Below are 11,289 nucleotides of genomic sequence, written 5' to 3' on the forward strand. Positions count from 1 at the left end.
CACCACAGACGGGGTGATTTCTGGGATTGGGCACTGAACATGGTTGCAGAGCATGTTCAACCCGGTCTTGCCCTACTGACTACTGGGCAAACGGGCTATCCTGTACACACATTTCGGCCTATAACCCCCATGTCCACCGCGCACACAGCGTTCAACGTCACCAACCTCTACACCGGACGATCATTCACCTACGTCCCCGGCGACGGCCCCTGCCTGACCGCTCAGTATCCCGAAGCCACCGACAACACCCTCTACGCGCTCGAAACCGTCACCGACGCTCTCGATGCCGGATACCTGCCCGACACCGACACACTGGCATTCCTCACACTGATCATCACCCGCGAAGATGACACCGACATCTGTGGGGGTGGGTTGTGACGGCGCGGGCAGTGTTCGGGGCGATTGATCGTCTTCCGTCGGGGCGGTTCCGGGTCCGCTACACCGCTCCCGACGGCACCCGCCATAAAGTGCCGGGCACGTTCGCCACCCGGCAAGAGGCCGAAGCCGTGCGCGTGCGGGTCCATGCCGAAGTGCTGGGCAACAACCCCGTCATCGCGAAGCCGTCGGCAATCACCGTCGGTCAGTATCTGGCCGACTACCTCGACCACGCTCAGGCGACGCTGCGCCCGCGCACCCTCGACCTGTACCGGCGTACCGCCGATTCGTGGATTCTGTGCCCGGTCGGGACGACGACTCCGGTCGATATCTCGACGGTGACCATCCAAGCCCTGACCCCGGGATTCGTCCGCACCTGGTATGTCGCGCTGCTCGACGGCACCCGCGCTGCTGCCCTCGATCAGTCGGGCACGTCCCGACGCGGCCCGCATCCGGCCCGGGCCTGGGCGATGAGCCACGGATTCGACGTGGCCCCGACCGGCAAGTTGCCGACCGATGTGCTCGACGCATGGACTGCCGCCGGTTCACCGGCCCCGACGGTGCCGACCACGGCGGGGGAGTACCCGGGTCGGACCGCTGCCGCCGGTGCCTACCGTCTGCTGCGGACCGTGCTCATGCAAGCCGTGCGCGATGGTCTGATCACCGCGAACCCGGTCCACGTCAAAGGGGCGGGCACAGCACCGCACCCCGAACGCCGACCCCTGACCGCGCCCGAAGTGGTGGCCTTGGCCGATGCGATGCCCGACCGCTACCGTGCCGCCGTGCTCATCGCCGCCTGGTCGGGACTGCGCCCCGGCGAAGCATTCGCCCTGCGTAGGGGCGACCTCGACCTGCACACCGCGACTGTCACCGTGACCCGCACCCTGGTCGAAGTCCCGGGCGAATCCGTCGCTTATGGTCCGCCGAAGTCCGCCGCTGGTCGACGCACCGTGAACCTGCCGCGTTCGATCCTGCCGGTCCTGGCCGACCACCTCGACCAACACACCGGCACCGACCCCGATGCGCTGATGTTCACCACCGGCCACGGCAACCCCGTCACCGCGTCTACCCGGTCCAGGGTGATGCGTCGGGCACGACTGGCCATTGACCGGCCCGATATCGCCTGGCATCACCTGCGCCACACCGGGGCGACGCTGGCTGCGCAAGCCGGGGCGACTCAGGCTGAGCTGCAAGCCCGGATTGGTCACTCCACGGCCCGGGCGGCTGCGATCTATCAGCACGCGGGAAACGACCGCGACCGCGCATTAGCCGACCGGCTCGACCAACTCACGAACACGACCGGGACCCCGAATCCGAGTCCGACGGACCCGACCCCGACCGGGCCGAGCACCCCGGCGGCTGCTGCCAAACCGCTGCCGAATGACCGAGCCGACACGGACACTGCTCGTGCTCATCGTCGCCGGGCATCGGCTCCGCTGGCATTCGGCACTCGACGCGGCCACCTCGCCGCGATCAGCTAACCCCACCACCACGAAAGGAAGTCACATGTCCAGCAACCACGTTCCCTGGAGACTTGAGCTGCGTCGAGTCCCGCTCGACCGGCTCGAATCCCACAGGGACTATCTCGCCCGCCGACTCGACTACATCACCGGCGACGACTACACCGCACTGGCTACCGAGTACCGCGCCACCGCCACCGAAGTCCGCCGCCGCTACCGCACCACCGAGATTGAACGCGCCCAGAGGGCCGAACGCTTCCACCCCGACCACTACCAACCGCCTGAACACCGGTCCCGGCGCGGACGCAAACGCCGTCGCCGGTTCAATCGCAACTTGCCGCACTGACCACAACCACCACGAAGAGAACACGAACCATGACACACCGCAGGCCTCACCCCCGAGGACTCTCCGCGCAGGTGCTGCGCACCGCCACGACCACCGCACTGCTCGCGCACCTGCAACGACTCACCGCCGCCGACTTCCCCGCCGGATACCACCGCCGCGCCAGAGAGACCCGCACCGTCCGCGACGAACTCGCCCGCCGCCACCGGGCCGACCTCGACGCTCGCCCCCGCCACAGCGTGCCCGGTTCCTCGCCACTGGATCCCGAATCCATCCGCTTGGCTGCTGCCCTCGACACCGAACCACCGCGCCCAGCGGACTCGTCATCGTTGCCTGACACCGATTCGTGACCGCAGCCGACACGGCGTGACCTAACATGACCGAACCCTCTAGAACTCAGTGTGTATAGTTAGGTCATATAAGGTCACGTTTGGTCCGAATACAAACACAGGACCCGGCCTGACCTGGGGCGACACAGAGGGCAACAGGAATCTTCCAAACTGATGGTGCGGGTTCGATTCCCGTCATCCCCTCCGCGAGCCGGTCTGATCACTCGATCAGGCCGGTTTCTTTATGCCCGGATAGGTATGATCCTCCTCATGAGAAGCGAAGGGCGGCTCAGACGCCTCCGAGTTGCGCAGACCTCAGCGTGGCCCAGTCGGAGAGCACTGCTGACCGGCACCGTCATCGGATTCGGTGCGATCGGTGTCGGTGCAGTCGTCACCTCAGCTCTCGCCGAGGCGGGACGACCGGACCCGGTCCGCTCGGTCACGGCCGCCTACACCCGCTCGGGCGTGCGAGAAGCCCTCGATGAGGAGTCCGCACGGAACCTGCCCGCCCAGTCACGAGTAATGCCGGACCTCGCCGATCCCGGCCCGGCAGCGAGGCAGCAGGACTTCCTCGACCGCTGCGAACCGTGGCTGGGAGCTCTGCCTGCGCACCGCCGAGAACTCGCAGTCTCAGCTCTTCTTGACTTGTGGGTGCTCAGCGATGAACTGCCCGCCACGGTCGCCGGGTGGTTCGGCCCCTGGCGCTATACCTGGCCACGGGATACGGCTTTCGCCGCAGTGGCCTTGGCCAGAGTCGGCATGCAGGAGACGGCGTGGATGCATCTGCGGCATCTGCAGGCCGTGCAGGCGGTCGACGGTTCGTTCGCGGCCCGGGTCGACCCGGAATCTGGAATGGCGCCGGATGACCGCGAGTCGCAGTTCGACTCGCTCGGCCTGGTGCTCTGGGCCATTGCCGAAGTGCATGCCGTCTCCAAGACGGCGGTCGCGCCGATCGTCCTCGGCGAACTCGATGATCTGCTGCGACGGACCAGCCGACGTCTCTTCGACCTCACCGCCCACGGTCGCAGCCTGCCTCCTGTCGGCCCGGACTACTGGGAGGTCGGAGAGTCGCAGGTCACTCTCGGCCTCGCCGGGCCGACTCTGGTCGGGATGAACTCACTCTCCGTGCTGACGAAGGCGGACGGGGATCTGTGGAGCCGCCTCGGCGGGGGAGCCGAATCGCTCAGTCGTGCCGTCGACGACTATCGGACGACCTTTGCTCGGACCTTCGGCGCCAACGGGATGCAGCGATACCCGACCTCGGGCGGATGTGATTCGGCGATCGCCTATCTGCCCGCCGCCGGACTCGTGGCCGACACGGTGGAGGGGATCTGCGCAGTCGAACCCGAGACCCTCGCAGACGTGTGGGACCGGCTCGAACAGCCGGCAGGAGGCATCAAGCCCGGTCACGGGTGGATCATCGACCGCTCCAGCTGGACGCCGTCGACCTCGCTCATGGGCCTCGGCTTCGCCCGCCTCGGACTCAGCGGCCGTGCGGAGTCGGTCCTCGACTGGCTCACTGACCACCGCACCAGCGCGGGTTCGCTGCCGGAGAAGGTCAGTGCCGAGGGAACTCCGGTCTCGGTGGCACCGCTGTCGTGGACGGCGGCCAACGTCATCATCACCCTCGACGAGCTCTACGGACGCCGAGATGGAGCGGATTCCTGAAATCACCCCGGTTTCGCGTAACGGGCGGGGTTTCGCGTAACATAGGTGATTGCGTCTTGCGGACGTGCGCGAACTATTCGTGGACTTTCGCTCCCTCTAAGGTCACGAGATGACCGATCAGGCTGTGAGATGGCCGTCTGCGGTCACGAACCCGGATGATCAGGTCGGAGATGACCGAAAATGCATGACTGTCGAATTTGAAAGGTCACACTGTGAAGAGCTCCGTCGAGCAACTCGACCCCACCCGGGTCAAGATCAGCGTGGAAGTCCCATACGCCGAACTCAAACCGAGCGTCGACGAGGCATACAAGACCATCGGTGGCCAGGTCACCGTCCCCGGTTTCCGTAAGGGCAAAGTCCCCACGCGCATCATCGATCAGCGTATCGGCCGTCCTGCTGTGATCCAGGAGGCCATAAACAACGGACTTGACGACTTCTACCGCAACGCGGTCGAAGAGCACGAACTCAAGCCGATGGGCCAGCCCGAGGTCGAGATCTCCGAGGTTCCCGGACTCGACGGAACCGAAGACGGCGATCTGGGCTTCACTGTCGAGGTCGACGTGCGTCCCGAAGTCGAACTGCCTGCCTACGACACGATCAACATCGAGGTCGACCCCATCGAGGTCACCGACGCCGATGTGGATGCCGAACTCGAGCAGCTGCGCACCCGCTTCGGAACCCTGGTCGCCGTTGACCGCCCCGCGGCCACCGACGACTTCGTCACTCTCGACCTCGTCGCCACCATCGGCGATGAAGAGATCGACACCGCCTCCGACATCTCCTACCAGGTCGGCGCCGGAACGATGCTCGAAGGCATGGACGAGGCCCTCGACGGACTCTCCGCCGGTGAGACCACCACCTTCGAGACCACCTTCGCAGGCGGAGAGCACGCCGGCGAGCAGGGCACCGTGAAGATCACCCTGAGCGCCGTCAAAGAGCGTGAACTGCCCGAGGCCGATGACGACTTCGCCCAGCTGGCCAGCGAATTCGACACGATCGACGAGCTGCGTGAGGATCTCCGCGCCCAGGCCGGCAAGGCCAAGGAGACCGAGCAGGGCGTGCAGGCACGCGACAAGGTCCTCGAGCACCTCATCGAGACCCTCGACGTGCCGGTCCCGGCCAAGATCGTCAACGACGAGGTCGAGCGTCACCTCGAGTCCGAGAACCGTTCGGACGATGACGAACACCGCAAGGAGGTCACCGAGGAGACCGAGCACAACCTGCGCACCCAGTTCATCCTCGATGCCGTGTCCGAGGCAGAGAACGTCGAGGTCAGCCAGCCCGAACTCATCGAGTACCTGATCTCCGCTTCGCAGCAGTACGGAATGAACCCCAACGAGTTCGCCCAGATGCTCGACAGCTCCGGCCAGGTCAACGCCCTGGTCGGCGAGGTCTCGCGGCGCAAGGCCCTGGCCGCCGTCCTCGCCGGTGCCACGGTCAAGGACACCGCCGGAAACGTCGTCGACATGGAGGCCTTCACCTCCGCCGGTGACGACGAGGACGCTGACGCCGACGGCGACGCGCAGAGCGCGGAAGCCGCCGACGAAGCACCCGCAGAGGCTGCCGAAGAGAAGTGAGGGAGCGCCGCCTCGGCGGTGGAATCCTGATGAGACGGTGGGTACGGATTACGATCCGCACCCACCGTCTCTGCATATCTGCAGGTCCCGATCACGCTGAGGGCGAACACAGGCCTCGCCGCGGACTAAAACCCGGGGGAGAGCGGTTAGAGTCCATAGCAAGCCATCCACAGAACACAGGAGTGAAACGTGAGCGCATACGACACGACAGCTCCCGTCGGCCTCGACGCCGGTGGGGGAATGGGTCTGGACGACCACATCTTCAATCGTCTTCTCAAAGAGCGCATCATCTGGCTCGGTTCCGAGGTGCGTGACGACAACGCCAACGCCATCTGCGCGCAGATGATGCTGCTGGCCGCCGAGGATCCCGAAGCGGACATCTCGCTCTACATCAACTCGCCCGGCGGCTCCGTCACCGCCGGAATGGCCATCTACGACACGATGCAGTACATCAAGCCTGATGTCTCGACCGTGGCCATGGGCATGGCCGCCTCGATGGGACAGTTCCTGCTGTCCTCGGGCACCCCCGGCAAGCGCTACGCCACCCCGCACGCCCGCATCCTCATGCACCAGCCGCTGGGTGGAATCGGCGGCACGGCCACTGACATCAAGATCCAGGCCGAGCTGATCCTGCACATGAAGAAGCAGATGGCGGAACTGACCGCTCAGCAGACGGGCAAATCGCTCGAGCAGATCCTCCAGGACAACGACCGTGACCACTGGTTCACTGCTGAAGAAGCGCTCGAATACGGCTTCATCGACAAGATGGTCACCCGCGCGTCCGACGTCAACGACAACTGAGTGGGAGTCAAGGAATGAACTCGATGAACTTCAATGCCGGTTCGACCGCCGGATACATGCCCGAGGCGCGGTACGTCATGCCGCAGTTCGAAGAACGGACTCCGTACGGCTTCAAGCGCCAGGATCCCTACACCAAGCTCTTCGACGATCGCGTGGTATTCCTCGGCGCACAGGTCGATGACACGAGCGCCGATGATGTCATGGCTCAGCTGCTGGTCCTCGAATCGCAGGACCCCGACCGCGACATCACCCTCTACATCAACTCGCCCGGCGGCTCATTCACCGCGATGACCGCCATCTACGACACGATGCAGTACGTCAAGCCTGAGATCCAGACCGTCTGCCTCGGCCAGGCCGCCTCCGCCGCCGCCGTGCTGCTGGCCGCCGGAACCCCCGGCAAGCGTCTGGCTCTGCCGAATGCACGTGTGCTCATCCATCAGCCCGCGATGCAGGGCCAGGGCCAGGGTCAGGCTTCAGACCTCGAGATCCAGGCTGCTGAGGTGCTGCGGATGCGCGAATGGCTCGAGGGCACTCTGGCCAAGCACTCGAACAAGGAGGCCTCACAGGTCTCGAACGACATCGAACGCGACCTCTTCCTCACGGCCGAGCAGGCCAAGGACTACGGCCTCGTCGACCAGGTGCTCACTTCGCGCAAGAACGCGAACTGATCACCGCCCGGAGGGCCGGGAACCGCTGAGAACGGGTTCGTGCGATCGCAATCGTGCGGACCCGTTCTCGGTTCCTTCCTCCGACACACCGAGGCGTAGCTGGGGCTTGTGTCAGCCACGTGTGGGAAGCTATTGAGGTACATGAAACACGAGCGGTAGAGTTAGGGCCAAGCGTCCTGGCGAAAGGTTGTGACAGTGGCTCGCAGTGCGGACGGAGCAGACCTGCTCAAATGCAACTTCTGTGGGAAGTCTCAGAAGCAGGTTCGGAAACTCATCGCCGGACCTGGTGTTTACATCTGCGATGAATGCATCGGATTGTGCAATGAGATCATCGAAGAGGAACTCAGCGAATCCAGTCCGGAGCAGGCCGAACTCGAGCTGCCCAAACCTCGTGAGATCTTCGACTTCCTCCAGGAGTACGTCGTCGGTCAGGAACCGGCGAAGAAAGCACTGTCGGTAGCCGTCTACAACCACTACAAGCGCATCCGGTCCCTGCAGTCTGGTGACGAGAAGACCCTCGGCAGCGACGATTCCGGCGTCGAAATCGCAAAGTCGAACATCCTGCTCGTCGGACCCACCGGCTCGGGAAAGACCTATCTCGCCCAATCGCTGGCCAAGCGGCTGAACGTGCCCTTCGCCGTCGCCGATGCCACCGCGCTGACCGAAGCCGGCTACGTCGGTGAAGACGTCGAGAACATCCTGCTCAAGCTCATCCAGGCCGCGGACTTCGATATCCAGCGTGCCGAGCACGGAATCATCTACATCGACGAGATCGATAAGATCGCTCGCAAATCGGAGAACCCGTCGATCACCCGAGATGTCTCCGGTGAGGGCGTCCAGCAGGCACTGCTGAAGATCCTCGAAGGCACTCAGGCCTCGGTGCCTCCGCAAGGCGGACGCAAGCACCCGCACCAGGACTTCCTGCAGATCGACACGACGAATGTGCTCTTCATCGTCGCCGGCGCATTCGCCGGGATGGAAGAGATCGTCGCCGGCCGCAAGGGCAAGCACGGCATCGGCTTCGGCGCCCTGTTGCAGTCGAAGAACGACGAAGAGGACCTGTACGCAGACATCCTGCCGGAAGATCTGCTCAAGTTCGGTCTCATTCCCGAGTTCATCGGCCGTCTGCCGGTGCTGGCGACCGTGTCGAACCTCGACCGGGCCGCGCTCATGTCGATCCTCACCGAACCGAAGAACGCACTGGTGAAGCAGTACGAGCGGATGTTCGAGTTCGACAACGTCTCCCTGACGTTCGAGACCGAGGCGCTCGAAGCCATCGCCGATCTCGCGCTTCTGCGCGGAACAGGTGCTCGCGGTCTGCGCTCGATCATGGAAGAGGTTCTGCAGCCGGTCATGTTCGATGTGCCCTCGCGCGAGGACATCGCCGAGGTGGTCGTGACCAAGGACGTCGTCGAATCGAACGTCGCCCCGACCCTCGTCCCGAAGTCACGGAACAGGACGAACAAGAAATCTGCCTGAGTCTCTTCACTCATGAGACTACTGGCTGACACACGCCCACTGCGCTACGCGTCGTTCCGGCGGCTGTGGGTGGCCAATATCGTCACAGTCATCGGTGCGCAGATGACGGTTGTGGCGATTCCCGCGCAGATCTTCCATATCACCGGGTCATCCGGCTATGTCGGGCTCGCCGGTGCTTTCGGTTTGGTCCCGCTCATCGTCTTCGGGCTGTGGGGCGGGTCGCTGGCGGATGTCATCGATCGGCGCAGGCTGCTCGTGATCTCGACTCTCGGTCTGATCGTCACCAGTGCACTACTCGCACTCCTCGCGGTGCTGAACTCTGACAATGTCTGGCTGCTGCTGTCGGTGTTCTCCATGCAGCAGGCGTTCTTCGGCCTCAATCAGCCTGCGAAGGGCGCATTGATACCGTCGATCATCCCGCTGGAACTGCTGCCCGCGGCCAATTCGTTGAATATGACCGTCATGACCCTGGGCGCCGTCATCGGACCAGTCCTCGGAGGGGCGCTGATCCCGCTGTTCGGGTACCAGCTGCTCTACGTCATCGATGCCGTGTTCCTGCTCGCCACACTCTACGCGGTGGTTCGGCTTCCCTCGCTGCTGCCGCAGAAGCAGTCCGATACACGGTCGGGGCTCAAAGGCATCATCGATGGATTCCGGTATCTGACGACGAACACCGTCGTCATGGTCTCGCTGCTGGTCGACATCATCGCGATGGTCTTCGGAATGCCGCGGGCGCTCTTCCCGCAGATCGCCGCTGAGACATTCGACGGACCGCCCGAGGGCGGCATTGTATTCTCACTGCTCTTCGCCGCTCTGGCTGGTGGCAGTGCCCTGGCCGGAATCTTCTCCGGTTGGGTCTCACGGGTGCAGCGCCAGGGTCTCGCCGTCATCGTCGCGATCGTTGTCTGGGGCGCTGCCATGACGATCTTCGGTCTGTCTCTCGAACTCGCGACCGGCTTCTGGCTGACCGCGCTTGTCGTCGCATTGAGCGCGTTGGCCCTGGGCGGAGGTGCCGACATCATCTCCGGAGCCTTTCGGCAGACGATGCTCCAAGAAGCCGCCACCGATGCGATGCGCGGTCGAATGCAGGGCGTGTTCATCGTCGTCGTGGCCGGCGGACCTCGCATTGCGGACGTTCTGCACGGCTCGGTCGCGGCCGTCACCGACACCACGGTCGCCTCGGCAGGTGGAGGAATCGCAGTCATCGCTCTCGTGCTCGCCTGCGCCGCGATCTTTCCGACTTTCCGGAAGTACCGGGTCGAACGCGGCGGCCACGAGCACACCGTCCCCACAACCTGAACCGCCGGCACCGCGCCCCGGCCAGGCGACACATACGGCACCGCGCTAGGGCGTGACGACACCCACGGCACCGCGCCCGGGCGAGGGGACATCCGCTTCGTGGCATCACACCCTGTCGCCCTCGCGCCACCCTGCAAGCAGCAAAACGGCCCGATCCTTCCTTACCCCTCACCGTTCCTGCCGAAACATGTCGCTGCTGCGGTGTGGTGTGCTCGGACCGGTGTGTGATGGAACGAGCCGACGGCCGGGAGCTCAGCACCCTTCGCCGTTGCTGGCGCACCATCGTGCAAATGACTCAACGCACTGGCAGTTCTGCATCCCGCACTGCCCCGCGCACAACACCTCGTTGCTGTGGGGCGGATTGCGAGGATGGGTGAGGGATGCGTGAAAGAGGGGATTCGAGAGGCAGCTGTGGGCAGGGGACACGTCGGTGAGGATGAGCGAGGGGCAGGAGAGGCACGGTTGCGGGACGTGAAAACAGCGACAAAGGCACCCCGACTCGCCTCGGATCAGCAGGATGGGGGGTGCGCCAGCGGTGTGCTGTCAGCTCGTGGCAGCCGAGTAGACGGCATTCTCCGCAGGCTGGACGACGACGAAACCGGGGCCGTGGAACGCCAGCTGCACGGACTCGCCGGAGCCGCGACCGAAGAACGTGCCGACGCTGACATCGGTCTTGATCTGCGGGGCCAGCGCAGATGACCAGCACACTGCGGCCTGCGGGTCGACGAAGGTCGGCTGCTGTGAACAGTCGAGGACCATTGGCTCACCCTTGCAGCAGATTGCGGCGGTGCCCTGTCCGGCCAGCTCGAGGTTGAACAGTCCAGAGCCGCTGACCATCGCACCGACACCGCCCTTGATGCGTCTGATCTCCCAGCTGAGAGCATCATCGAAGGCAAGAAGATTCGCGGTGTTGACGGTCAGCGCGTCCTGCGGTCCCTCGAGAGCCATCATGAAGATGTTCGAGGCTTCCCGGGCGAAGAACACTTCTCCGTGCCCCTCGACGCGCATCACATTGCCGCCCTCGCCGGTGGCGGCCTTCTTCATGAACTGACCGACTGACTTCGCACCCTGGTGGGTGAAGTGGACATCTCCCTGGTAGGCGACCATCGCCCCCTTGGTCGCGATCATGGGAGCGTTCGGCGTGACCACCGAACGCAGCATCTTGTTCGATTGGAGAGTCCACCGCTCCTGGTTCTGGATCTCGGCATTGCGCTTGGAAAAGAGTTCGCTTCTCACGGTCCTGGGGGCCTTTCGATCAGGAAGGACGTCAGTACTTCTTCGGTTGTCGAC

The 11,289-nt window shown here is 64.4% G+C and carries 11 protein-coding genes; 10 read left to right on the forward strand and 1 reads right to left on the reverse strand.

Annotation, left to right across the window (positions count from 1 at the left end):
- Positions 1 to 129: 129 nt before the first annotated feature.
- The 10 genes from EB835_RS08855 to EB835_RS08900 all read left to right on the forward strand — a co-directional run bounded on the left by EB835_RS08855 (position 130) and on the right by EB835_RS08900 (position 9,999).
- Entirely contained in the window at positions 130 to 378 is a 249-nt protein-coding gene (locus EB835_RS08855; protein WP_135809113.1) for a hypothetical protein, read from the forward strand.
- Entirely contained in the window at positions 375 to 1,856 is a 1,482-nt protein-coding gene (locus tag EB835_RS08860; protein ID WP_135809114.1) for a tyrosine-type recombinase/integrase, read from the forward strand. The genes EB835_RS08855 and EB835_RS08860 overlap by 4 nt, the downstream gene beginning before the upstream one ends.
- 25 nt (positions 1,857 to 1,881) lie before the next feature.
- Positions 1,882 to 2,181 (forward strand): hypothetical protein, encoded by a 300-nt coding sequence (locus EB835_RS08865; RefSeq protein ID WP_135809115.1) that lies wholly within the window; start codon positions 1,882 to 1,884, stop codon positions 2,179 to 2,181.
- A 29-nt stretch (positions 2,182 to 2,210) separates the two neighbouring features.
- Positions 2,211 to 2,528, forward strand: coding sequence for a hypothetical protein (locus tag EB835_RS08870; RefSeq protein WP_135809116.1), 318 nt, complete (start codon positions 2,211 to 2,213; stop codon positions 2,526 to 2,528).
- 249 nt (positions 2,529 to 2,777) lie between these two features.
- Positions 2,778 to 4,175, forward strand: coding sequence for a glycoside hydrolase family 15 protein (locus EB835_RS08875; RefSeq protein WP_135809117.1), 1,398 nt, complete (start codon positions 2,778 to 2,780; stop codon positions 4,173 to 4,175).
- A gap of 212 nt (positions 4,176 to 4,387) precedes the next feature.
- Positions 4,388 to 5,752, forward strand: a complete 1,365-nt coding sequence (gene tig, locus EB835_RS08880; RefSeq protein ID WP_135809118.1) for a trigger factor — start codon at positions 4,388 to 4,390, stop codon at positions 5,750 to 5,752.
- A gap of 240 nt (positions 5,753 to 5,992) precedes the next feature.
- Positions 5,993 to 6,553, forward strand: coding sequence for an ATP-dependent Clp protease proteolytic subunit (locus tag EB835_RS08885; protein ID WP_135809224.1), 561 nt, complete (start codon positions 5,993 to 5,995; stop codon positions 6,551 to 6,553).
- 23 nt (positions 6,554 to 6,576) lie between these two features.
- Positions 6,577 to 7,221 (forward strand): ATP-dependent Clp protease proteolytic subunit, encoded by a 645-nt coding sequence (locus tag EB835_RS08890; RefSeq protein WP_135809119.1) that lies wholly within the window; start codon positions 6,577 to 6,579, stop codon positions 7,219 to 7,221.
- Between the two features lie 195 nt (positions 7,222 to 7,416).
- Positions 7,417 to 8,700 (forward strand): ATP-dependent Clp protease ATP-binding subunit ClpX, encoded by a 1,284-nt coding sequence (clpX, locus tag EB835_RS08895; protein ID WP_135809120.1) that lies wholly within the window; start codon positions 7,417 to 7,419, stop codon positions 8,698 to 8,700.
- A 12-nt stretch (positions 8,701 to 8,712) separates the two neighbouring features.
- Positions 8,713 to 9,999, forward strand: coding sequence for an MFS transporter (locus tag EB835_RS08900; RefSeq protein WP_135809121.1), 1,287 nt, complete (start codon positions 8,713 to 8,715; stop codon positions 9,997 to 9,999).
- Between the two features lie 543 nt (positions 10,000 to 10,542).
- Here EB835_RS08900 and EB835_RS08905 read toward each other — a convergent pair.
- Positions 10,543 to 11,235, reverse strand: a complete 693-nt coding sequence (locus tag EB835_RS08905; protein WP_135809122.1) for an AIM24 family protein — start codon at positions 11,233 to 11,235, stop codon at positions 10,543 to 10,545.
- Positions 11,236 to 11,289: the final 54 nt, after the last annotated feature.

The sequence above is a fragment of the Brevibacterium sp. S22 genome (assembly GCF_004745485.1).
GTDB lineage: Bacteria > Actinomycetota > Actinomycetes > Actinomycetales > Brevibacteriaceae > Brevibacterium.